The organism is Marinobacter sp. (assembly GCF_041595835.1).
GTDB lineage: Bacteria > Pseudomonadota > Gammaproteobacteria > Pseudomonadales > Oleiphilaceae > Marinobacter.
The window spans coordinates 1-24,279 of sequence record NZ_JBFHJO010000040.1 but is presented as its reverse complement, the minus strand read 5'-3'; the positions used below and the strand labels follow the sequence as shown (position 1 = coordinate 24,279).

Annotated in this window: 20 protein-coding genes; 15 read left to right on the top strand and 5 right to left on the bottom strand. The window is 50.3% G+C overall.

Annotated elements, in window-relative coordinates:
- Positions 1-164: 164 nt before the first annotated feature.
- Complete coding sequence (locus ABYA77_RS11905) at positions 165-1,334, bottom strand: polysaccharide pyruvyl transferase family protein (RefSeq protein WP_372966198.1); 1,170 nt, start codon at positions 1,332-1,334, stop codon at positions 165-167.
- 135 nt (positions 1,335-1,469) lie between these two features.
- On the opposite strand from ABYA77_RS11905, the gene ABYA77_RS11900 reads away from it, so the two are divergent.
- Positions 1,470-2,147, top strand: coding sequence for a cytidylyltransferase domain-containing protein (locus ABYA77_RS11900; RefSeq protein WP_372966197.1), 678 nt, complete (start codon positions 1,470-1,472; stop codon positions 2,145-2,147).
- Positions 2,148-4,397 carry an N-acetylneuraminate synthase family protein gene (locus ABYA77_RS11895; RefSeq protein ID WP_372966196.1) on the top strand — a complete coding sequence of 750 codons (2,250 nt, stop codon included), beginning with the start codon at positions 2,148-2,150 and terminating at the stop codon, positions 4,395-4,397. It abuts the gene before it with no gap.
- Here ABYA77_RS11895 and ABYA77_RS11890 read toward each other — a convergent pair.
- On the bottom strand, positions 4,392-5,282 hold the full coding sequence (locus ABYA77_RS11890; protein WP_372966195.1) for a class I SAM-dependent methyltransferase: 891 nt from the start codon (positions 5,280-5,282) through the stop codon (positions 4,392-4,394). The genes ABYA77_RS11895 and ABYA77_RS11890 overlap by 6 nt on opposite strands.
- A 186-nt stretch (positions 5,283-5,468) precedes the next feature.
- Positions 5,469-6,686, bottom strand: coding sequence for a flagellin (locus ABYA77_RS11885; RefSeq protein ID WP_372966194.1), 1,218 nt, complete (start codon positions 6,684-6,686; stop codon positions 5,469-5,471).
- Between the two features lie 295 nt (positions 6,687-6,981).
- Between ABYA77_RS11885 and ABYA77_RS11880 the strand changes: the two genes are divergently transcribed.
- The 7 genes from ABYA77_RS11880 to ABYA77_RS11850 all read left to right on the top strand — a co-directional run bounded on the left by ABYA77_RS11880 (position 6,982) and on the right by ABYA77_RS11850 (position 15,081).
- Entirely contained in the window at positions 6,982-9,105 is a 2,124-nt protein-coding gene (locus ABYA77_RS11880) for a 6-hydroxymethylpterin diphosphokinase MptE-like protein (protein WP_372966193.1), read from the top strand.
- Positions 9,106-9,272: 167 nt separating this feature from the next.
- Positions 9,273-10,118 (top strand): flagellin domain-containing protein, encoded by an 846-nt coding sequence (locus ABYA77_RS11875; protein WP_372966192.1) that lies wholly within the window; start codon positions 9,273-9,275, stop codon positions 10,116-10,118.
- A 74-nt stretch (positions 10,119-10,192) separates the two neighbouring features.
- A complete protein-coding gene (locus ABYA77_RS11870) occupies positions 10,193-10,573 on the top strand; it encodes a flagellar protein FlaG (protein WP_372966191.1) in 381 nt (126 codons plus the stop codon).
- A 210-nt stretch (positions 10,574-10,783) separates the two neighbouring features.
- The gene (gene fliD, locus ABYA77_RS11865) at positions 10,784-12,154 is read left to right on the top strand and encodes a flagellar filament capping protein FliD (protein WP_372966190.1); all 1,371 of its coding nucleotides are present in this window, start codon (positions 10,784-10,786) and stop codon (positions 12,152-12,154) included.
- Between the two features lie 40 nt (positions 12,155-12,194).
- A complete protein-coding gene (fliS, locus tag ABYA77_RS11860) occupies positions 12,195-12,593 on the top strand; it encodes a flagellar export chaperone FliS (protein WP_372966189.1) in 399 nt (132 codons plus the stop codon).
- Positions 12,594-12,750: 157 nt separating this feature from the next.
- Positions 12,751-13,962, top strand: coding sequence for an argininosuccinate synthase (locus tag ABYA77_RS11855; protein WP_372966188.1), 1,212 nt, complete (start codon positions 12,751-12,753; stop codon positions 13,960-13,962).
- A gap of 90 nt (positions 13,963-14,052) precedes the next feature.
- Positions 14,053-15,081, top strand: a complete 1,029-nt coding sequence (locus tag ABYA77_RS11850; RefSeq protein WP_372966187.1) for an AraC family transcriptional regulator — start codon at positions 14,053-14,055, stop codon at positions 15,079-15,081.
- A gap of 251 nt (positions 15,082-15,332) precedes the next feature.
- On the opposite strand, the gene ABYA77_RS11845 is transcribed toward ABYA77_RS11850, so the two are convergent.
- Positions 15,333-16,304, bottom strand: a complete 972-nt coding sequence (locus ABYA77_RS11845; RefSeq protein ID WP_372966186.1) for a response regulator — start codon at positions 16,302-16,304, stop codon at positions 15,333-15,335.
- Between the two features lie 135 nt (positions 16,305-16,439).
- On the opposite strand from ABYA77_RS11845, the gene ABYA77_RS11840 reads away from it, so the two are divergent.
- Together ABYA77_RS11840 and ABYA77_RS11835 are read left to right on the top strand one after the other, a co-directional pair.
- Positions 16,440-16,922, top strand: a complete 483-nt coding sequence (locus tag ABYA77_RS11840) for a YajQ family cyclic di-GMP-binding protein (protein WP_372966185.1) — start codon at positions 16,440-16,442, stop codon at positions 16,920-16,922.
- Between the two features lie 61 nt (positions 16,923-16,983).
- On the top strand, positions 16,984-18,354 hold the full coding sequence (locus ABYA77_RS11835; RefSeq protein WP_407070182.1) for an AmpG family muropeptide MFS transporter: 1,371 nt from the start codon (positions 16,984-16,986) through the stop codon (positions 18,352-18,354).
- Between the two features lie 29 nt (positions 18,355-18,383).
- Here the strand turns inward: ABYA77_RS11835 and ABYA77_RS11830 are convergent, their stop codons facing one another.
- On the bottom strand, positions 18,384-19,838 hold the full coding sequence (locus tag ABYA77_RS11830; protein WP_372966183.1) for a YdiU family protein: 1,455 nt from the start codon (positions 19,836-19,838) through the stop codon (positions 18,384-18,386).
- Positions 19,839-19,915: 77 nt separating this feature from the next.
- Between ABYA77_RS11830 and ABYA77_RS11825 the strand changes: the two genes are divergently transcribed.
- From ABYA77_RS11825 to ABYA77_RS11810, 4 genes are all read left to right on the top strand, one after another.
- Positions 19,916-20,719: an HAD-IIB family hydrolase gene (locus tag ABYA77_RS11825; RefSeq protein WP_372966182.1), complete on the top strand. Its 804-nt coding sequence runs from the start codon at positions 19,916-19,918 to the stop codon at positions 20,717-20,719.
- 12 nt (positions 20,720-20,731) lie between these two features.
- Complete coding sequence (locus tag ABYA77_RS11820) at positions 20,732-21,955, top strand: glycosyl transferase (RefSeq protein ID WP_372966181.1); 1,224 nt, start codon at positions 20,732-20,734, stop codon at positions 21,953-21,955.
- Positions 21,952-23,676: a sugar phosphorylase gene (locus ABYA77_RS11815; RefSeq protein WP_372966180.1), complete on the top strand. Its 1,725-nt coding sequence runs from the start codon at positions 21,952-21,954 to the stop codon at positions 23,674-23,676. The genes ABYA77_RS11820 and ABYA77_RS11815 overlap by 4 nt, the downstream gene beginning before the upstream one ends.
- A 133-nt stretch (positions 23,677-23,809) precedes the next feature.
- On the top strand, positions 23,810-24,279 hold a 470-nt coding region (locus ABYA77_RS11810; protein ID WP_372966179.1), incomplete at its 3' end, for a contractile injection system protein, VgrG/Pvc8 family.

Sequence of the window (24,279 nt, the reverse complement as noted above, 5' to 3'; positions counted from 1 at the left end):
AGTGAGGAAGATGATCATTATGATGTTGTACTTGCATGGAGCACCTCGTTACCAGCCATTATCTGATGCGGCAAAGGTCTGCAGTTTTTGACGTTTTGCCGTGCTTTGGCAGAGGTGTTGCGAAAGGTGTGCCAGTTTTGGGCGTGCGGCTCAAAACTGGTGCCTCAAGACCCCGTCAATTTGGCCATTTTTTGATAGGTTGTCTGTGCTTGATGATGAAGTTTTTCCTTTATTAACAAGTATTTAGCATGAATGTTCTGGTGATTTCTTAATGATGAATCGGCAAGGTTCAGGGCTTGTTGAGCGAACCCGGGAACTTGAGCATCGACAACCCGATCAGGCATTTCAAGTTCCTCGTAAAGGTCGAATAATTTCTCCGTTGTTGCCAGTCCAATGCTCGGGGTGCCTAATCCAATCGGGCAGACATTGGCATGGAATCGCATACCAAAGGTCAGTTGGGCGCCTTGGTATAGGCGGAATATCGTTTGTTCTGATCCCATTCCGTGGAGTAACGGCGCCACACTCACTCGCCAGCGGCGGATGGCGTCGGGAAGCCTTTCCATTAGATCTCGGATGGGAGACAGGTCACTATATATATGGGGTGTCAGAACAATTTCAATTTCTGGGTATAGGTCGCAGGCCTGACACACTAAGTCCATTACTTCATTCAGGAATTCTTCATAATTGAGCTTTCCTTCAGTGCCAGGAAAACGGCGCTCAGGACGATCAATTGCGAGGTTGATAATCCAGTAGGTTTTGTGTTGCAGGCTTTGGGGCAGCGGAACTTCACCGGGTACAATAAAGAAACCTGGATCAGGGGTCACAAGGATGTGGTTAGAGTATTTTTCGCCGACATATCGTTTAAGGTACTTGCTAGAACCATCGTTGCGCACGGAAACCAGGCACATGGGGTGTGCCAGTGCGGAGTCAAGAAACTGGCGGAAATGGTTGACGGACTGATTACTGACTCCGATGTTTGGGTCGCAACCGACAGCATTGAAGAATAGAGGCTTAGTGACATTTTTTAGCAGCTGGGGAGGCAGGTCGATGGTTGTTCCTGTAGCGGATTTATCAAGCCAGAGTTCGAAATAGTTGCCCCCTCCGATTACCGTCAGGTCTTTATCATTGATATCGTTGATCAGTTGCTCATTCCAATGCCAACGATCAGCCGCTTCATAGTTGAGATATGTTTTTCGGATTTCACGTTGTTCGACGAAAGTTTCCCACTTACAAGCTGTCTGAATCTGTGAGTAGAAACCATTGTGGCTGGCGTTGTCGCCTATGTTCCCATTAAAGCTGGCGATGTGTAGGATGTTCTTTCGTAGCTGCCGCAATTTTTTTCTCCTCTGAACTTTCTGAGATTGGGCTTGGCGTGTTGCTTGTGGGGTTATTCTTTGATCTTTGGCCTATGATAGGAAACAACACTTGGTCGTGCTTTTGTTTGCCGTGAAATTTTAAAGGGAACGCCCATGAATCTGGTTATCATACCTGCTAGAGGTGGCTCTAAAGGTCTTCCGGGGAAGAATATCCGAGATCTTGCTGGTAAACCTCTGATTACTTGGACTATAGAGCAGGCCTTGTGCTCAGAATCACCGGATATGGTCGTTGTATCGACGGACGACAGTGACATAGCCAGAATATCCGAAGCGTCAGGCGCTACCGTGATAGCACGGCCTCATGATATCTCCGGTGATGAAGCCTCGACAGAATCTGCTGTGAATCATGTGATTCAATCTCTGGCGGAGCAGGGGATAGAGCCTGACAATATTATTTTACTTCAGTGCACTTCACCTATTCGCTCAATGGTAGATATTGATGAGGCCTTTGGATTATTCCGTGAGCGAAAGGCAGATTCGTTACTTTCGGTCGTACCCTGCCATAAATTTCTATGGGAACGTGGCTGTGACGGCTTTGCTGTACCTGAAAATTATCAACCGGGCAGCCGGCCCCGCCGTCAGGACCTGACTAACTCGTTTCAGGAGAATGGGTCAATATATATTTTTTCGTTAAGTTGTTTCCAAAAATACCAAAGTCGGCTAGGGGGGCGGATCGAGTTGTATGTGATGCCAGAGGAAACTGGTTATGAGATTGATTCACTGACGGATTTCGAGATAGTCGAAGCACTTATAAAAAAGGGAGCTCGGTAAATGTTTGTTGATCGAAATGTAGATGAATATTGCGTCAGTGAACGACTTCCGATGTCACGTGCGCTGGAAATGCTTAGTACCAGTAAACACAAGATTCTCTTTCTGGTGGACGATTTTTTCCGGCTTAAAGGTGCGTTCACGGATGGGGATTTTCGGCGTTGGATAGTGACTCAGGACTGTATTGATATTCAGGTGCCGGTTCAGCACTCGGGTAATAATAAGCCAATATTTGCCTATGACTTTGAATCTCGGGAGCAGCTTGCGGAGAAATTAAACCGAAAGGTTCAATTTCTACCTATCGTGGACGCGGATGACCACGTGGTTGGCGTGGCATCGCTCCGTTCAAATAAAGATATCATGATTGGTAAGCATAGCCTTAACCCGGACTCTTCCGTATTTACGATTGCAGAAATAGGTAACAACCATAATGGGTCAGTAGAATTGGCAAAACAACTTGTTGATGAAGCGAAGAAGGCCGGAGCAGATTGTGTCAAATTCCAGATGCGTGATCTCGAAACGCTTTATGCCACCGATACCTCAGAGATAGCTGCCGAAGAAGATTTGGGTTCTCAGTACGTGCTGGATCTACTAAAGCGTTTTCAGTTGAGTGACGATGCTTTTCGGGAAGTCTTTGATTACTGCCGAGACCAAGACATAACCGTACTCTGCACGCCTTTCGATAAAGTCAGTGTTGATAAGCTGGTTGCTTACGGCATGGATGGATTCAAAGTGGCTTCGGCTGATCTGACCAATCATGAATTGTTAACGTACATTGCCCGAGTTGGCAAGCCTATGCTTGTCTCAACCGGTATGTCCACGGAACAGGAAATTTACGAAGCTGTGCGGGTGTTGATGCAGGAGTCAGCCAACTTCGTACTTTTGCACTGTAATTCGACTTATCCTGCCCCCTTCAAAGATATAAACCTGAATTATATGAGTCGTCTGGCGGAAATTGGCGATTGTCTGATTGGTTATTCGGGGCACGAACGCGGATACCATGTGGCTGTTGCAGCAGTAGCGAAAGGAGCAAAGGTAATAGAAAAGCATTTCACGCTGGATCGCAATATGGAGGGCAATGATCACAAGGTTTCGTTGCTGGCTGATGAGTTTCGTCTGATGTGTGAGGCAATTGAACAAGTTAGCGTGTCGCTGGGAACGAATGAACCCAGAAATTTGTCACAGGGTGAAATGATCAATCGTGAAATTCTTGGGAAGAGTATAGTTGCTGCAGAGGATATTGAGTCCGGTCAGCGGGTTAGTCCTGAAAGTGTCACGATAAAAAGTCCTGGCAAAGGTTTGCCGCCGAACAGGCTTGAAGATCTTGTTGGCAGAAAAATGAGGCGCTCGGTAAAGAAAGGGGAGTTTTTCTTCGAGTCAGACATCGGGGGGCCGATCGTTATGCCGAGGCCATATAAATTCAAGCTCAGGCATGGCATTCCGGTTCGTTTTCATGATTACGCGTCATTGTCAACGTTGAGCAACCTTAGGATGGTTGAGTTCCATCTGAGCTATCGCGATCTTGATATGGAACTTGACCAGTTTGTGTCGCGCTCAGAGCAGCTAGGTTTTGCGGTTCATGCGCCAGAGCTTTTTGCCGGCGATCACACGCTGGACCTTTGTGCCATTGATGATGATTACAGAGCTAGATCTATTCGTGAGTTGCAGCGGGTTATTTCTGTTACCAGAAGGCTGAATTCCCTGTTTCCCAACCAGGAAATGCCCAATATTATTGTCAATGTTGGCGGTTTCTCCGGAGATGAGTTTCTGAATCAAGACCAGCGAAAAGTTCGTTACGAACTTTTGTCAGACAGTCTGGAGAGGCTTGATTCCCAGGGTGTTCAGATACTTGCGCAGACTATGCCTCCTTTCCCCTGGCACTTTGGGGGGCAGCGGTTTCACAACCTTTTTGTTTCAGCGGATGATATCGTGGAGGTTTGTCCTGATCTTGGTTTGAAGGTTTGCCTGGATGTTTCCCATAGTAAACTGTCATGTAATTATTTTGGTTGGGATTTTGATGAGTTTGTAAGGCGCGTTGCACCGTTCACAGCTCATGTTCATGTCGCAGATGCCAGGGGTGTTGATGGTGAGGGGCTGCAGGTGGGGGAAGGTGATATTGACTTCGTTAGTCTAGGCCGACAACTAAAAACGCTGGCGCCACAAGCAACCTGGATTCCGGAGGTGTGGCAGGGACATAAGAATGGTGGAGAGGGGTTCTGGCGGGCATTTTCGTACCTGGATAACCTGCTATAAGCCCTGCGGCATAATTGCTTCTGCAATGATAGTGTCGGTTAGATCCATTTTCCCTAATATACTTTGCCACGATCTGTCGAGCTGGTTGTCGCAAAGCTGGGACCAGGCTATGTGTCCACCGCTAGAGCCATTGGCTAGCCAGTACAGTGTATTTGCCAGAGGGTAACGTTGTATGCCGGAAACTGCTTCAACTTCCAGTCCTGCTGCCTGGAGCATTGCGGTAAGGCTTACCCTGGTGTGAAGAATCAGGTGTTCGCTCCAAAATGTGTGCTCTTTGAAGGCGCGGCAGTTGGCTTTGCTAATTAAGAAGTCTCGGGCATGAGGGACCTCAATAATTAACCTTCCGCCTGGCGTCAGCTTTTTCTTCAGCTCGGCGAGTATGTCTAAAGGTGAGTTGAGGTGCTCGAATACGTGAAATAGCGTGATCACGTCGAATTTTGAATCTGGAACACTGTCAATCCGTCGATATACCTTATGGCCAAGCTGTGATAAAAAGCTGGCTGTGGTTTCTTGTGGTTCCACTGCTGCATAGTCGGCAGCCAGTAGGCCGAGGCGGTCCAGGACAGCTCCTGAGCCTGCACCAAAGTCCAGCCAGTTTTTTCCACGAATGGTGTTCGCAAAGCTTTGGACGCGCCTTTCGGTGTCATTATTGGTAGTAATTATCTCTCGCTTATGGAGGCCATACTGGTGAGTGGGCGCTTTTTTATCATAGTGAGCCAGATCTATATGATCTGTTCTTGAAAGGAATATAACTCCACTTTTCTGGCACTGCAGAACATTGATGTCTTGCCTGTCACGCACGAAAGGCTGTATTTGTGTAACCGACTGGGAGTTGCATACGCCGAGGTCGCAGAGAATATCGAATATTGGGTTGTCAAAGGACATACGGTAACCAATCACTGCGTTGCGGTGGTCAGGGTGACTTGATGGATATTAGTCGAATTTTACCAAAAGTGTAGGCACTAGAACTTCATCCCCATAAGAATGATTTTGGCAAGCCAGCCAGAAAACGGGCACTGCTTATAGTTATTACGCCCATTTTCTTTCCGGCTGGCTTGACCTTATGCAGCATTATCCTTGGAGTAGCTGCAGGACTTGCTGTGGTCTTGCATTGGCTTGTGCCAATACGGAAAGACCAGCTTGCTGCAGTACCTGTGTTCGAGCTAGTTCTGCACTTTCTTTTGCGAAATCTGCGTCTCGTATTCGGCTGTTGGATGCTGACAGGTTTTCTGTTGTTGTGCTCAGGTTTGCAATGGTTGACTCGAATCGATTTTGTACCGCACCCAGGTCAGCTCTCAAGCTGTTAATTTTCTGGATGGCGTAGTCTAAATTGACCATTGCTATATCAGCACCATTTTGAGTTGAGATGTCGACACCATTTATGGTTGCTCGTTCTGCATCTCCGGCACTAAATCCAAAAGGACTCCCGTTCACGGTAACGCTGGCTCCGCCCGCATCTGTGCCGCTGGCTGTAATGGTTATCCCTTCAAGTGCGCTGCTGTCTATTATGCCATCTAGCTCTGTAGAAAAAATCAGGCCGTTATTTGTTCTGTCGAGGTTGGCCGTGACGCCGGTTAGAGATGATGCAGCGTTGATTTTGCCAAGGATTTCTTCGAAGTTGTTGGCGGCATCAACGGTAATTGATACAGCAGACCCTCCATCCAGAGCGGGAAGACTAATGGTGAAGTCCGCTGTACCGCCTTCTTCGAACAATTGATTGAGACTTACGCCGGAGCCGGTAGTGTCGTTTGCCAGGTCTTGCGCGTGGGCCACAAGGGCGCCTAGTTGTTTTCCTCTAGTGTCTAATCCCTCGATGGAGATAGTTTCACCCGCATTGGCTCCCACCTGAAATGTCTGGGTCGGTAGTGAGCCGTCAAGCACCCGAAGACCGTTAAAGGATGTTTGGCTAGAAATGCGGTTAATTTCTGAAATGCGCTGTTGAACTTCAGCGTTTAGTGCTTCCCGGTCAGTTTTGCTATTAGATGCGTTGGCAGCCTGCACTGACAGTTCCCGAATGCGCTGTAGGTTCGCGGTAATTTCATCTAACGCGCCTTCAGTCGTCTGAGCTAAGGAAATCCCATCATTAGCATTTCTCTGGGCCATGTTCAGGCCTGTGATCTGGGATTGAAACCGCTCTGAGATTGCTAAACCCGCAGCGTCATCTTTTGCTGAGTTTATGCGAAGGCCTGATGACAAACGTTGTAATGCAACGTTGGCGTCCCCCTGTGAAGCTGTCAGATTTCGCTGGGCATTAAGTGATGCAATGTTTGTGTTAATAATCTGAGGCATGTCTTCGTCTCCCTGCTCAGGAAAGCCACAGAGCGTTTTAGGGATCTCTGTTGGCAAATATCAGTATTTTTCACTTGTAGTTGGTTAAGCGATAACCGTGCCAGGTTTTTGTGTTTTCTTTGTGTCTATTGAAAAACAATAACTTATGGTTTTTTTGGGTGAATTTTAGGCGTGATCGATAGGGGGGGATACATAGAGGGGAAAATATTTGCCGTTTTTTTGACTCGTGAAGGAGGCAGGGGCTATGGCAAACTGTCGATAGTGTATCGTATGAATAATGTGTGGGGATTTTGGGATGGCGAAGAGTAGAAAGCAGGGAAAAAGCACGGCGCAGGATGAAGGGCAGTTGTATATGCAGCGGCTTGAGCGAAATCTTGCTTACTTTAAGCGCCATCGCCCAACACTATACAACATGTTGGCACGCATGGATCTTGAAAGAGTTGAGTTAGTGGTCACGCCAGGTCGGGCTGATGTCGATATGGTAGTGAATGGTCAATCTTGTTATCGAGGGCATGCCAAAGGATATTCAAGGGATGAGGCGCGCCAGATGTTGAGAGACAATGCAGGTAGAACAAAAATTCGCACATTCCCTCCCGCTGGGGTAGCGTCCTATTCCCAGAAGAACTTCGCATCTAGTTTGTTAAGGAAAATTATTGCAAAGAGTCCCTTGGCTAACTCAAGGTTTGAAGGGTACTGCAGGGGGGACTTTTTCCCGTCACTGGTATTTCTGGGGTGCGGTTTGGGTTACCACATCGAAGAGGTGCTCAATAGAGCTGAGGTGATTAATGCGATTGTCGTTGAGCGCGAGCCAGAGAAGTTTGCGGTCAGTTTGTATACTGTTGACTGGGACAAGATCCTGAAAAGCTTTAGAAAAGCAGGAAAAACGCTCACTTTTGCGGTGGGTAAGGCTGGTTCTGATGCTGAGATCAAGGCGCTTGTGCACAGGCATATGGTTAAAGACCTCCCATTCTACCCATTCTTTTCTACTTATTATAATCATTTGGCCGATGTCGAAATGGCTAAGGGCGTACTGGCTGCAAGTGAGGATCTGGCCGTTCTTGCTACTAACTGGAGTAACTACGACAACGAGTTGATACGAATCGTTAACACTGTACATAATGCGCGATCTGGCATGACCTACCTGGCGAATCTTGGCAGGAAACCGATTCCGTTTCCAATGGCGGTGGTTGGCAGTGGACCATCTCTGGATGGCAGAATGGACTCTCTGAAAAAAATGAGAGATCAGCTTTTCTTAGTGAGTGCGGGGACGGGCCTGAAACCGCTATTGGCGGCCGGTGTTACACCGGATCTTCATGTAGAACTGGACCCGAGTTACATTATTTATCAGCTCCATAAAGAGTTGCCGCAAGAAGTTTTGAAAACCATACCTTTGCTAGCCGTTAATGAAGTGAATCCTCTTGTATGCGGCTTGTTCAAAAGTGTTACCTATTTCTTTAAGTCGGATAATATGCTGCCTAAGCTTGCCGTTTCAGAAAGCGAAGCGTTTTCTGGCTGTAATCCAACGGTAACCAATGCGGCAGTAGCAATAGGCGAGGCTCTTGGCTTTAAAAAAATCTATCTTTTTGGTACGGATTATGGGTTTAAAGATGAGTCCGTTCATCATGCGCGGCATTCCGCCTGGGGGGAAGAGTATGCGGAGCCAATTCGTCGGCGTGAAGAGCGCATGAAAACCGAAAATAAGCCTTCCAGGCGAATCTTTGAGGTAGAAGGGGTAGATGGCACTTCGGTTCTCACTAGAAATGATTACTATACGGCAAAGCGATCGTTAGAAGATTTTTTGAGTAACGCGATATTGGGCGCATCTTCTGAGTTGCGGGTTTACAATTGCGCTGATGGTGCGGTTATTGATCATGCGACCTGGATGTCTTCTACCGATTTCGAAGGCAGTCTGTCTGGTGCGAAAGTGCAAGTGTTGGATGTAGAGGAGTTGTTCGCCAGTCATAAAAAGGAATTGCCGAGAGGGGCTTATGATATTCCGGTAGTCAAAGTCCACCATGAGCTAAAAAGAGTTTGTTCGAAATATCAGGCAATACTAAAAAAAGCAAAATGCTTTGGAAGAAAGGATTTGTGCTTACTGGTCAACCAGCTTCGCGTTGAGGCTGTGACTGTGTGCCCGGATATAGGAACCCAGGTCGTGCGCCCTGAGCAGCTATATTGTGCGCAGCTTCTGAAAGGTTCGATGTTGCATTTCCTGGCGGCCGGCCTTTGCCATGGTATGGCTTGTGGTGACCATGAAATAAAAGAGTTTATGCAATTCTGGAAGGGGTGTTTTCTGGCGTTCCTGGAAAAGGTCTCGAGTCATTATGAAGCAGTCATGTTGAGTGGTCGTACACTTGATGATGACCCATGGGTCAGGCGTAGTCGTGCGGATGATGACCCGGACTTTGATGAAGCATAAATTTGGGTTTCGAGATTGCCAGTTACATTTTGTTACGGGGTTGGGCAAAAAAAAATTAAAGGTTCGAGTGTTTGCGCCGTTAAGCCTAGTAACAGGGCGCGGTACCCCCAAAGTGAAACGGGGGCCAAGCCTTCACCATCAAAACTAAGGTTTTAAGGAGAAGCATAATGGCTCTCGGAATCAACACTAACGTTGCCTCTATCTCTGCCCAGAATCAGTTGTCTCGGTCCCAGGGTATTAGTGATCAGGCGCTGCAGCGTTTGTCTTCTGGTCTTCGCATTAACTCTGCTAAAGATGATGCTGCGGGGTTGGCGATCTCTACTCAGTTTGATACGCAAATTCGTGGTCTGACTGTCGCGCAGCGAAATGCAAATGATGGTATTTCGATGGCGCAGACCGCAGAAGGCGGCCTGAACGAGACAGTTAATAACCTTCAGAGAATTCGAGAGCTGGCTGTGCAGGCTGCAAACGGCTCTATCACTGATGCAGATCGGGAATTGTTACAAAAAGAAGTAGCCCAGCGAATTGCGGAAATTGATCGTATTAGTGAAGAGACCACGTTTAACGGTCAGAAGGTTTTGGATGGTTCTTTGGGGACTGGAGTGTCTTTCCAGGTTGGTTATGAGGCCGGTCAGACTATTGATGTGAATTTTAGCTCTGACATGGCATCTGATGCCTTGGGTGCAACGGCAGCCAGTGCAAAAGTAGATCAGATTGATATCGGTACTGCTACCGGTGCATCGGCTGCACTTGATGTATTGGACACCGCTCTGGGGCAAGTGAATGAGTTTCGCTCTGATTTGGGTGCGGTTCAGAATCGCTTTGAAAGTACTATCAACAACCTGGCGACCAATATTGAAAGTGCGAGTGCTGCGAATAGCCGGATATTGGATGCTGATTTCGCATCTGAATCCGCTAAGCTGGCCAAGGCGAATGTGTTGCAACAAGCTGGCATCTCAGTGTTGGCACAGGCTAACGCCCGTCCCAACCAAGTATTGTCCCTCCTGCAGTAATAGGGCCAAAAGTTAGAGGAGCTAAGGCCAGCCTTTCGTGAGAAGGGCTGGTTTTCGTGTTAGCGGAGCGGTCTATGAATGACATGAAATTGGACGGACAGAGCTTTATGAAGCTTGTGCAGGCAGGTGACCAATCTCCTGTAGCTCGACAATCTCAATTTGTAAACCAGGATGTTGCTACTGACTCTGCTGTTAGTTCGGGCGCTCAATCGGTTCGCTCTAAGGCGCAGACTGACGAGCTGGGTAATGCTGTAACGCGTCTTAATGATTATGTTCAGAATATTCGGCGAGATTTGCAGTTTGAAGTTGATATGGAGCGTGGAGAGACCATTGTGCGAGTTGTCGATAACGAAACTCAGGAAGTGATTCGCCAGATACCTGATGAGGTTGCACTAAGGTTGGCAGAAAACTTGCAGCATGATGAGCCGTTGACGCTGTTCGATATGAAGGTTTGAAATGTACTTGTCTGCCAGAAGAACTTGGGCTCTGGGGCTGTACAGGAGCCAGGAACACCGTCGCACTCGTAAGGTCCGGCGGTGTTTTTGAGTTTGAGCTATACTTTTTTCATAAAAACAGCTTTAAGCGGCAAAGTTTTTCCGCTCGCTGCCGATAACTGGTACACGCGGATAGATATAGGCAAAGTTTAGCCCCGACGGAGGCACAATATGGCATCAATTACTTCACTGGGAGCAGGTTCGGGGATTTTTAGTTCTGACCTGGTCGATAAGCTGGTTGAGGCTGAGAGTGTTCCTACTGAAACTCGGCTGGACAGTAAAGAACAGTCAATACAGGCCAAGATTTCTGCTTTCGGGGCTTTAAAAAGCGCTCTGGAAGGAATGGAAGCGCCGCTTGAGGCTCTGAACTCTGGTAAGGCGTTTGAGGCTTATACAACCAAGGTCTCAAATGAGGGGGTTGTTGGTGCAACGCTAGCCGAGGAAGGAGTGTCGCGTGGTTCCTATACGCTGAATGTCACTCAGTTGGCCCAACGCCAGTCATTGGCGTCCGCCAATTATGCAGATAAAGATGCCACTACTTACGGTACTGGTACGCTAACGTTTACGATAGGTGGCTCAACAACAGAAGTTACCATCGATGATGGTAATAATACCCTTGAGGGTATTGCCCGAGCGATAAATGATGCAGACGCAGGTGCATCAGCCGGAGTGGTGGATACTGGTTCGGGTTACCGTCTAGTGATAACGTCGGACGAAAGCGGCACAGCTAATGCGATTAACGTAACGGCTGCCGGTGATGCCGGGTTATCTCAGTTTGCTTATGATGGTAACGGTACGGGCCTTAGCGAGACCGTAGCGGCATTGGATGCAGAGCTGGAAGTGAACGGTATAGCTATCACACGGTCATCTAATACTGTCGAAGATGTTGTTGAAGGTGTCACCTTTGATTTGAAGTCTACAGGCGTATCAACTGTTGCTATCGCTTCTGATCCTGATGCAGTGACTGAGCGTGTTCAGGCGTTTGTTGATCAATATAACATTCTGCAAGACGTGATTAAGAGTGCGTCCGGCTATAATGCCGGAACTGAGAGTGGCGGAGTGTTGATGGGTGACTCCACTATTCGAACTCTGCAAAATGATCTGCGAGGATTGTTGACGAGCATTCCGGTCGGTTTGCAAGATTCGCCGGTGCGTATGCTGGCGGATATTGGAATTACGACAAATCCCGACACGGGGAAATTAGACTTCGATACCGGGGAGTTTAAGGAGCAGCTTTCTAATAACCCGGATGATGTTAAGGCATTGTTCTCAGGTGACGCTGGTATTGCATCCAGTGCTCTTGAGTCCGTTGAAGAGTATGTTAAGTCCAGTGGGCGGTTGGATAATCGCACTGAAGGACTGAATAAAACTCTGGACGATATTCAGGATCAGCGCATCCGTTTGGCTGATAAAATTGAGTCTTTGCGAGCTCGGCTGGTTATGCAGTTCTCTGCCGCAGACTCTTTAATTGCTCAGCTTCAGAGTACCGGCAGTTACGTTACTCAGCAGCTCGAAGCACTTTCGGCGCAAAATAGTCAGTAATCGATTGGGCTGATTTTGGGTAGTTATTGAGAGGTTATTTATGAATGGTTTACAAGCGTATCAGCGTGTTAACACCCAGACCAGCATCACCGATGCAGATCCGCATAAGTTGATTCAATTGCTGTATAACGGGGCGATTGAGCGAATCAATATGGCTAAGGCCAGGATGCAGGCGAAGGATTATTCTGGTAAGGCGCAGTTGATTGGTAAGGCAATTGAGATTGTGGGTGGCTTGCGCTCGTTCCTCGATTTTGAAAAGGGCGGTGAGCTTGCTGCCCGGTTGGAGGCCTTGTACGACTACATGGAGCGTACACTTCTGGAAGCGAGTGCCAGGAACGATATCGCCAAGCTGGATGAAGTGCTGAACCTGCTGCGTTCTGTGAAAGAAGGCTGGGACGGTATTCGTGAAGAAGTGATTTCACAGCAGCAGGCTGTCTGATCGGGTTTTCCGTTATTCGTTTTGCTCGCTGAATAGGGTTTGAGGCGTGTGATCCTCAAGCCCTAAGTGCTTTGCCTGATAGCCAATTCCCGCTCTCTCCCGTACAATACGCCCCTTCTTTTTCAATACATCCATTCTGTTCAGTCTGGAGCAAAGTATGTCTGATATTAAAAAGGTGGTGCTGGCCTATTCCGGCGGCCTGGATACTTCCGTTATTGTCCGGTGGTTGCAGGATACTTATAACTGTGAGGTGGTCACGTTTACTGCCGACATCGGCCAGGGCGAAGAAGTAGAGCCGGCGCGTGCGAAGGCGGAAGCGCTGGGTGTGAAGGAAATCTACATCGAGGACCTGCGCGAGGAATTTGTGCGCGATTACGTGTTCCCGATGTTTCGCGCTAACACCATCTATGAGGGCGAGTACCTGTTGGGTACATCTATTGCTCGTCCGCTGATTGCTAAGCGGTTGATTGATATTGCCAACCAGACTGGCGCCGATGCGATTTCACACGGTGCCACCGGCAAGGGTAATGATCAGGTTCGTTTTGAGCTGGGTGCCTATGCGCTGAAGCCGGGTGTGAAGGTGATTGCGCCTTGGCGTGAGTGGGATTTGAATTCCCGTGAGAAGTTGCTGGCCTACTGTGAAGAGCGCAATATCCAGGTAGAAATGAAGAAGGGCAAGAGCCCCTATTCTATGGATGCCAACCTGCTGCACATTTCTTATGAAGGTATGAACCTGGAAGATCCCTGGTCAGAAGCTGAGGAAGAAATGTGGCGTTGGAGTGTGTCGCCGGAAGCGGCGCCAGACACACCGACTTACGTTGAGCTGACTTACCGCAAGGGTGACATTGTTGCTGTTGATGGTCAGGAAATGAAAGCTCACGAAGTTCTGGAAACTCTGAACAAGCTGGCGGGTGAGAATGGTATTGGTCGTCTCGATATTGTTGAAAACCGCTATGTGGGCATGAAGTCCCGTGGTTGTTATGAAACACCGGGTGGTACTGTAATGCTTCGTGCGCACCGTGCCATTGAGTCTATTACTCTGGACCGTGAAGTGGCCCACCTGAAAGACAGCCTGATGCCGCGTTATGCCGAGGTGATCTACAACGGATACTGGTGGTCTCCTGAGCGTGAAGCGCTGCAGGCACTGATTGATCAGACCCAGGAATACGTGAACGGTACTGTTCGCCTGAAGTTGTATAAAGGTAACGTAGACGTAGTTGGCCGTAAGTCTGATGATTCTTTGTTCGATGAGTCTATCGCGACCTTTGAAGAAGATCACGGTGCTTATGACCAGAAAGACGCTGAAGGCTTTATTAAGCTGAACGCACTGCGATTGCGTATTGCGGCCGGTAAAGGGCGTAAGCTCTGATAACGGCCTTTCGCAACAAAAACGCCCGGCACAATGCCGGGCGTTTTTGGTTATACTCTGCAGAAAAGATCAACAACAAAAGCAATCGCTATGACCCCCTTAGGAACCGCCTCTGTAGCAGCTCTCCGTCAATACGTTCGTTGTGCCGAAGCCAAAGCTATTGCGGTGGCCGATCTGCTCTGTCAGGCAGGGCTCTCTGAAGATATTCTGGAAACTGATGACGGCCGTATAGATGGTGAGCAGTTTCAAACCTTTTTGCACTTGCTGGCCGAGCGTTCCTCCAATCCTATTCTGGGATTGGAGACCGGAGACTTTGTGCAGCCGGGTTCATACAGTGTCCTGGGTTATATCTCCATGAGCTGTGCCACGCTGGGTGAAGCTGTCACGCGCATTGCACCTTATGAGAAGCTGGTGGGTGATATGGGGACCACTCGCCTGCGCATGACTGGTGATGAGGTGACCCTGGTTTGGCACTGCAACTATGCGGACCCACTGGTCAGGCCTCATCTGGTGGATAATGTGTTTGCGTCCTGGGTGAACTATGCCCGCTGGCTGGGGGATGTAGAGCAGGCGGCGCCCCTTTGTGTAAAGCTTCAAAGAACGTCACCGGGCCCTGAGTTGGAACTCGAATATCAGAAACGCTGGAATTGCCCCGTTACATTTTCCGCAGAGGAAGATAGCCTTTCGCTTAGCAAGGCGCTTCTTTCTTCAAGGTTACGCCAGCCGGACCCTATGCTACGGAAAACCCTGGAAGCCCACGCATTGTACCAATTGGCAGAACTTGAAACCGGCACAGATCTGACGGCAAAGGTCAGGCGGGCCATACATCAGCAGTTAGCCAGCGGTATTACTCGCCAGGATATGATTGCAGAAGACCTGGGGATGACCAGTCGAACGCTTCAGCGCAGGCTCAGCCAGGAGGGGACTTCTTATCAGAAGTTGTTGGATGAGGTTCGCCAGAAAATGGCAGAAGGTTATCTGCGGGATTCAGAGATGAGTATTCCGGATATCGCGTTGCGGCTGGGGTACAGTGAAACGACGTCATTCCATCGGAAGTTCAAAGCCGCAACGGGAAAAACGCCTGGAGAGTACCGGAAAAACAAGGTGGGTTCTGTTTAGGGGATTAACGGTGGTTTTTGTCTGGCATAAAAAAAGAAAGCCAGCTCATGGGGGCTGGCTTAAAAATTCGGAAAGAACGAAAGTGCCTGAAAAATCCGTTGATCCTGAGGGATGTACCCATATGGCGGCGGAGGTACTACACAGCTCCTCCGCCATGGGTGGGTACTGCTTGATCCCACAAATTCAGAATAAGGCTTTCCGTGCTTTTAGTCTGTTTGTGATGTGTGTCTCGGTGTTACTGTTTGTATTGGCTATGCACCTTCCCGTAACTCGGGGGTGGTTTCGGTGAAACGGCGGGTCTCGTAGGCGTCTACCAGACCTTGTACGGCTGACCGTTCCATGTCTTGTACCGTTGGTGTGCCGTCTTCAGCACTTGCCCGACACAGCACCATGCCGGCTTCTACTGAGATATAGCCTGCCGTGGTTTTCAGCGCCTTATGGTTGATTCCATCGAAGATCCGGCGGAAGGCGGTGGTGGTGCAATGGTCACTGTTCGGGAAGTAAGACACGATGGCAAACTGGTTGTCACCCACCCGGCACAGGGCATCGATGGGGCGAATCAGGGTGCTCAGGCGGCGGGCAATGCCAACACAGAGTTCGGTCATCACGCTGGGTGGGTGTTTTCGTTTCAGTTCCTGCCAGTTACGGATGCCACACATCACGTAAGCTGTTGAGCCGCCGCGAGATTCCGCATGGCGCAGGGTTTTCTGAAGGCGCTGACGGGCATACTTGGCGTTGCACAGGCCGGTTTCCAGATCAATGATGTTGCTGGATTCCAGCTCCCGGTTATTTTCTACCAGCAGAGCATTGGCCCGCAGAAGGGTATTCTGGCGGTCGGCCATGCGGTCGGCCGCAAAAATACGCGGAATCAGTTGCTTGGTCATGTCTGATTTGTAGATGAAGTCGTCTACGCCTCTGTCGAACGCCTCAGACATTGCTTCTACACTCTCTCTGGCGGTCAGCAGGATAACGTAGGTGTAGTGGTTGTCTTGCTCATCCTGTTGGCGCACATGGTCTGCAAGCTGAAGACCGTCCATTTCAGGCATCAGCCAGTCTGCAATGAGTACGCTAACGGCACGCTGTTCTATCAGCTTCAAGGCTGCGTGTGCGTTGTTGGCGACCCGTATGTCACGGTAGCCAGCATTGCGCAGGGTGCGGCCTACAACCATGCTGCTGAATTTGGCGTCATCTACTACGAGAATGGGTAGGTCTAGGTTTGGCATTGTTTATCTACTTCTTACCAGTCCATTGTCAGATGCGATTGGTCGCCGCTCTTGCTATGCTTTGGCGGTTTCTAACATCCAGTATTTAAAATGTCGCGACAGTATACCCCTGGCGGCCTTTGGAGAATAACGACTATGCCTTCTTTTGACATTGTTTCAGAAATTGAAATGCACGAAGTAACAAATGCTGTGGATCAGGCCAAGCGTGAGCTGGGTAACCGTTGGGATTTCAAAAACGTGGATGCGGATATCGAACTGGAAGATAAACGCGTTACTTTGAGCGCCGAGCAAGAGTTTCAGCTTGAGCAGTTGGTTGAAATGCTGAGAATGGCATTTGCCAAACGTAACCTGGATGGCAGGGCTCTGGCGGAAGACGGTGAAAGCAAATCCGGTAAGCTGGTGAAGCAGCACTTTGCCTTGAAACAAGGTATTGAAACGGATATGGCCAAGAAGATCGTGAAGATGATCAAAGATAAGAAAATGAAGGTTCAGGCCAGCATTCAGGGTGACAAAGTGCGTGTGACCGGTAAAAAACGAGATGATTTGCAGGAAGCGATCGCTATGCTGCGCGAGGCAGAACTGGATATTCCTTTGCAGTTTAATAACTTCCGCGATTGATGGATGCTTGGGGCCGGGCGGTTGAGTCCCGGCCCCATTGCGTGAACCAGGAGAATAAACTATTCAAATCGGCAGCCTTCTGACTCTGCTCAGGGAATCGCTCTATACCTACACTCGCTGGCAAGCTATTGCCATGCTATTTCTCGGTTTTTCTGCCGGGTTACCCTTTTTGTTGGTGTTTTCCACGCTGAATGCGCGGTTGGCGGATGTCGGGGTGGATACCGCCACCATTGGATTCTTCAGCTGGCTGGGGATTACTTATTCTATCAAGGTGTTTTGGGCACCGGTGGTAGACCGGGTTAAATTGCCGTTGCTGGACCGCTTGCTAGGTAAACGCCGGAGTTGGATTTTACTGGCTCAGGGTGGTATTGCGCTGGGTTTGTTCCTGATGGCAACAGTGGATCCGGTGAAAACCCCGGAAGTGATGGCTTTGTGTGGGTTGTTGGTGGCGTTTTCTTCAGCCACTCAAGATGTGGCTATTGATGCCTACCGAATCGAGATTGCCGAGGAGCGCTTGCAGGCTGCCTTGGCAGGCACCTACATTTTTGGTTACCGGTTGGCCTTGTTGGTAGCTGGTGCCGGAGCACTTTATCTGGCGGCGTTTTGGTCATGGGAAGTATCTTATCTGGTGATGGCGGGATTGGTGGGCGTGGGGGCGCTGACGGTGCTGATAGCACGAGAGCCTGAGGTGAACCACTATGCCGCCGCTCAGGATATTGCACACAAAATTGAAGAAGAAGCCGCTAAACATACCCATTTGCCACCCCGCATAGCCCGCTTTGTGGGCTGGTTTTATGCGGCGATTGCCGGGCCGTTTCTGGACTTTTTCCGGCGCTATAAAGAATTGGCTGTTGCCATTCTGGTTCTGGTGGCAGTTTATCGGATTTCGGATATTGCCATGGGTGTGATGGCTAACCCATTTTACCTGAATTTTATGGGGTTCAGTAAAACCGAGGTGGCAGACGTTACCAAGGTATTTGGTTTTCTGATGACCATTGTCGGCTCCTTGGTGGGTGGTGTGCTGGTGGTTCGCTACGGTGTTCGTCGAATTTTGCTGGCTGGTGCCATTCTGACGGCAGCGACGAATTTGCTGTTTGTCTGGCTGGCTCAGAATCCGCCTGACTTGGTTACGCTGGCGGTGGTTGTCAGTGCAGATAACCTTAGCGGTGGTATTGCCAACGTGGCGTTGATTGCCTGGCTTTCAAGCATGACCAGTGCTTCATTCACCGCAACCCAGTATGCGCTGTTTAGTTCCCTGATGACCTTGCCCGGCAAATTCCTTGGCGGCTTCTCCGGCATCGTAGTGGCGGATTTCGGTTATGCCGAGTTCTTCGCGGTGGCCGCTGGAATGGGTGTTCCTGCTATTTTCCTCGTGCTCTACATGATCAGGCACGGCGCCAGGCTCGACGCCCTGGCACCCAAAACTAAATAATTGGGGTCAGGTCCGGGACCTGACCCCAATTAGGATGAACAGCTGATGTTTAGGTGTTTACCCCAATCCGGGGGGAGGGCCGCGTAGTGTTGATAATCAGGCTGCTCGTCAAACGGATTGGCCAGAACGTTCAGTAATTCTTTCATGGGGTCGTAGTTGCCGTTCTGGGCTTCTACGATGACTTGCTGGGCCAGATAGTTGCGCAGTATGTATTTGGGGTTGGCTTTGCGCATGGCGTATTCCCGCTCGTCGTGGGCGCGGGTTTCTTTTTGCAGGCGGGCCTCATAACGTTCCAGCCATTCATCTGCCACGCTACGGTCGGCAAACAGGTCTCGTACCGGAGTGTTTCCGTGTTTGTGCAGGTTGGAAATGCCGCGGAAGAAGTGGGTGTAGTCCACTTTGTGTTCGTGCAGCATACTGAAGGTATCCATGATCAGGCTGAGATCGCCTTCGTCGTTTTCTTCCAGCCCGAGTTTGGCGCACATATTGTGCCTGAAACGTTCGTTGTAGGCGCTTTCGTAACGACCCAGGCATTGGCGGATGGAGTCTTCTTCCATGATCGGAAGCAGTGCGCTGGCCAGATACTGGCAGTTGGTGAAGCCCATTTGTGGTTGTCGGTTGTATGCGTATCGGCCGCTTTGGTCGGTGTGATTGCAGATGTAACCTGCGTCGAAATCGTCGAGGAAGGCATAGGGGCCGTAATCGAAGGTGTCACCTATGATGGACATATTGTCGCTGTTCATGACCCCATGGCAGAAGCCAACAGCTTGCCAGTCTGCAATCAGCCGTGCGGTTCGTTCTACGACGTCTTCCAGCCATCGGGCGTGACGTTGCGTTTCGGGCAGGTTAATGAGATGCGGGAAATGAAGGCTGATGACGTGTTCTAAAAGGGTTTTCAGCGCTTCAGGCCCTTCATGGTGAGCGGCAAATTCGAAGTGGCCAAAGCGGATATGGCTCTTTGCCACGCGCATGAGAGTGGCGGCGGACTCAATGGATTCCCTCCGAACCGGATCTTTCGAGCTGACCATAAACAGGGCCCGGGTGGTTGGAATGCCCAGACCGTACATCGCTTCTGAGCATAGGTATTCCCGAATGGTTGATCGCAATACGGCCCGCCCATCGCCGAAGCGGGAGTAAGGTGTGCTGCCAGCCCCTTTTAGGTGCCAGTCCCAACGTGTGCCGTCTGGTGCTACGGTTTCCCAGAGCAATAGGCCGCGGCCGTCGCCCAGCTCCGGGTTATAGACGCCGAACTGATGCCCCGTGTATTTCATTGCAATCGGATCCATACCTTCCAGTAGTTCTGTGCCAGCTCCGATTCCGGCCCAGTCCTGTTCATTCCTCACATGAAAACCCAGGCGGGTGGCAAGCTTGTGGTTGAAGCACACTACTCTGGGTTCGGTCAAAGGCGTGGGCTGTACCCGGCTATAAAAGTTGTCTGGCAAATCGAGGTATCGGTGTTCCACTTGGAAGGCATTGTTGCTCATACATTGGCCTGGTTATTGAATCAATAAAATCTGGCTGGACGAAGACTCAATAACAGAGTGCAGAGTGGAGGTGTCGAATGCAACCGAGACTGGTTGTTTTTACGGATTTGGATGGCACTTTGCTGGACCATCACAGTTACAGTTGGCGAGCGGCGTTACCTGCGCTGGAGCGCCTGGCAGCGAATGGGATTCCTCTGGTGCTGAATTCCAGTAAAACCGCAGCAGAGATTCGGGTTTTGCAACGCGCTATGAGTCTGAGAGCACCGTATATTGCTGAGAATGGTGCGGTGATGGTGATTCCGGCGGGGAGTCTGGATAACAGTGAAGAGGAGGTCGTGCATTTTGGTGTATCTCATCAAGAGTTAATGTGCACACTTTTAGTGCGGCGGGATGAGGGTGCACGGTTCCGGGGCTTTTCTGACCTGTCTGCGAGTGAGGTGGCGAAGCTGACCGGACTTACAGAAGAAGACGCGGAGCGGGCAAAACAGCGTTTAGGCACAGAACCGTTACTATGGGACGGAACTGATGCAGAACTGGTGCAATTCCGCGCGGCGCTTGAGCTTGAGGGCATACGGTTGGTGCAAGGCGGGCGCTTCTGGCACGCCATGGGCACCTTTGATAAAGCAAAGGGGGCCCGGTTCTTGCTGAAGCGTTATCAGGAGCGCTTCGGTAACGAAACGGTGATTAGCATCGCTCTGGGTGATAGCCCGAATGATCAGCGAATGCTGGAAGATGCCGACATTCCGGTAGTGATTCGAGGGGTGAACAGTGACCAACTGCAGTTTTCGCCCGCCCGGCACGCTATGCGCTCCCTGAACCCCGGCCCTGAGGGTTGGAATGCCTGCGTACTCAACTTGTTAGTAGAGTACGGTTATCAGTAAAGGAGAGCCGCCATGGGCGACTTTTACCAGAACGGTATAGTGACTACCCTGCATAACCTCGTACGTCGGCCGGTGGAAGACCTGGAGGCAGACTTGATGCAGTTTCGCAAAACCCGGCCTATGTCGTTGGTGCTGCCGTCTCTGTATTCGGAGCTGGAAGGCCCGGCGCTGAAGAATATTGTTCGGGAACTCACCAAAGTCCCCTATCTGGATGAGGTGGTGATTGGTCTGGACCGGGCCAATGAGGAGCAATACCGGCATGCTCTGGCTTATTTTTCAGAACTGCCGCAGCCGTTCAAAGTGTTGTGGAACGATGGCCCGAGACTGCGAGCATTAGATTTGAAGCTGCGGGAACAAAATCTTGCGCCGACTGAGATGGGTAAGGGGCGGAATGTTTGGTACTGCTTTGGTTATGTGCTGGCCTCCGGCGTGAGTGAATCGGTGGCGCTGCACGATTGCGATGTTCTGACCTACTCCCGGGACTTGCTGGCACGGCTGATTTATCCGGTCGCCAACCCTGGCTTCAACTATATGTTCTGTAAGGGCTATTACGCCCGGGTGGCCGACAGCAAAATGAATGGTCGGGTCAGCCGGTTGCTGGTCACACCCTTGATTCGCGCCCTGAAAAAAGTCTGCGGGCCCAGTGATTTTCTCGACTATCTGGACAGCTATCGCTATCCGCTGGCCGGTGAGTTCTCTTTCCGTACGGATGTGATTAACGACCTGCGCATCCCCAGCGATTGGGGGCTGGAAATCGGGGTGTTGTCTGAAATGAAGCGTAACTACGCCACTAATCGTTTGTGCCAGGTGGATATCGCGGACATCTATGATCACAAGCATCAGGAGTTGTCGCCGGAAGATGCGAGCCGCGGATTGTCCAAAATGAGTATGGACATCGCCAAAGCCCTGTTCAGGAAACTGGCCACCAATGGTGAGGTGTTCTCTAACGAAAAATTCCGCACCATCAAAGCCACTTATTTCCGCATTGCGTTGGATTTTGTGGAGACCTATCAGAACGATGCAATAATTAATGGCCTGAGTTTTGATCGCCACAAGGAAGAAAAAGCCGTGGAGTTGTTTGCTCAGAATGTGATGCATGCGGGCGCTTATTTTTTGGACAACCCTATGGATACGCCGTTTATTCCTAGCTGGAACCGGGTAACCAGTGCGATGCCGGACATTCGCCAACAGCTGCTGGAGGCGGTCGATCTGGACAATCAGGAGTACAAGCCGTGACTCAAGCGTTGGAAAGCCGGTTAGTGGCCATGCTGGAGGTGGTTTATCCAGCTTTAGATTGTGAGTTTCTGGCTGACCAGCTGTTAGCGGCTATGGCGCTTCAGCCGGATGCTGAAGCGCCGTCTCCGGAGCTGCAGCGTTGGAGTGAATCCGATGTGGCGTTGATCACCTATGCAGATACCATTCAATGCCCACATGATAAACCCTTGGTGACTCTGAAGCGGTTTTTGGATGGCTACCTGAAGGATGTGGTAACGGCAGTGCACATTCTGCCTTTTTTCCCCTACAGCTCGGATGATGGTTTTGCGGTGATGGATTACCTGGCCGTCAATGAATCCCACGGTTGTTGGGAGGATGTGGAAGCGATCGCCCGGGATTACAAACTTATGGCAGACCTGGTCATTAACCACATGTCTGTTCGGAGTCGTTGGTTTGAGAATTTCCGCAAGCGGATAGGGCCCGGTAAGAATTACTTTGTTGAAGGGAACCCGAAGGAAGACTTGAGTAAGGTGGTGCGGCCCCGTACTTCGCCTTTGCTGAATCCGGTTCAGACCGATGATGGGGTGCGGTATGTATGGTGTACCTTCAGTGAAGATCAGGCGGACCTTAACTTTGCCAACCCGGAGGTGCTGATCGAGTTTGCTGGTATTATCCGTTACTACCTTGAACGGGGTGTGATGATTTTCCGGCTGGATGCCGTGGCGTTTTTATGGAAAGAGCCGGGCACGCCGTGTATTCATCTGCAACAGACTCACGAGTTGATCAAGATTCTACGGTTGTTGATCGAATATCACACCCCGGAAGCCATTGTGATCACTGAAACTAATGTGCCGAACCGTGAGAACCTGACCTACTTCGGCAACGCCAACGAAGCTCACGCCATCTATAACTTTTCTCTGCCGCCGCTCCTGATCAACACGCTGGTGACAGGGAACTGCCGACATCTGAAAACCTGGTTGATGAGTATGCCACCAGCTCAGGTGGGAACTACTTACCTGAATTTCATTGCTTCCCACGATGGTATTGGGTTGCGACCGACCGATGGGCTGCTGGAAGATGAGGAAAAACAACGCCTGATAAATACTCTGGAATCATTCGGGGGACGGGTATCGTTCCGTCGCTCTGCCGATGGTCGTGATCAGCCTTATGAGCTGAATATTGCATTGTGGGATGCCCTTAAAGGTACCGCCGAGGGAGGTGTAGACCACTGGCAGTTCCAGCGCTTTCTGTGTGCTCACACCATTATGCTGGCACTGGAAGGCATTCCTGCCTTTTACATTCATAGTTTGTTGGCAACCGGTAACGATTATGACCGGGTGGAGCATACAGGCCGGCTGCGTTCCATTAATCGTGGCCAGTGGCAGATGGACAAACTTGAGGAGGTTCTGGCCGACCCTCTCAGCCATCAAAGCAAGGTATACCGGGAGCTTAGGCGCTTGATCAACATCCGCCGGGCCCAGCCTGCATTTCACCCCAACGCCACTCAGTTTACCCTTCACCTGGGGTTGCAGTTATTTGGTTTTTGGCGACAGAGCCAGCGTCGGGAGCAATCCATTTTCTGTATTTATAATATCAGTGCAGATGTGCAACAGGTTGCCCTGAGCGACATTAATCTGATTGGTACGGATCAATGGACGGACTTGATTTCCGGGCAGCCCATTGATGACCTTTGTGGTGTGATCATGCTTAAACCCTATGAGTGCGTCTGGTTGTCTAACTGAGCAGGCCCAGGCCCTATGTGAACCAATGCACGTGGGCCAGGCCTGGTAGTTTGTAATTCTGGTATCGGTGGTTATAATCGGCGCAGACTCAGGATGAGTCAGTTGTCACTCTTAAACTTCAGGGATCGAAGTCATGCCCCAGGCAAGCGGATTGCAGTTCACCGCCCGTGTAGGCGAATTCCCCCCGGATCATTTTGTTGTTGTCGGCTTCGTGCTGACCGAACGGCTGTCTGATCTGTTCCATGGCCGGGTGCAGCTGGCCAGTACCGACCCGGACGTGCAAGCCTCAGATATTCTGGAACAACCGGTAGACCTGGTGGTGTGGCAAGACGGCCAGCCCCAGCGCCGTTTCACCGGTGTGGTGAATGAATTTGTCCGAGGCAGCACCGGCCACCGCCGCACCCACTACGAAGTGGTCATCCAGCCGCCGTTATGGCGCCTGGGTCTGATGCACAATAGCCGCATCTTCCAGACCCAAAGCACCGACGCCATCGTGCGCACCCTGCTTGAAGAACGGGGCATTGTGGATTCTGTCTTTGACCTGAAACGCCCCCCGGAAGAGCGGGAATACTGCGTCCAGCACCGGGAAACCGACCTGCAGTT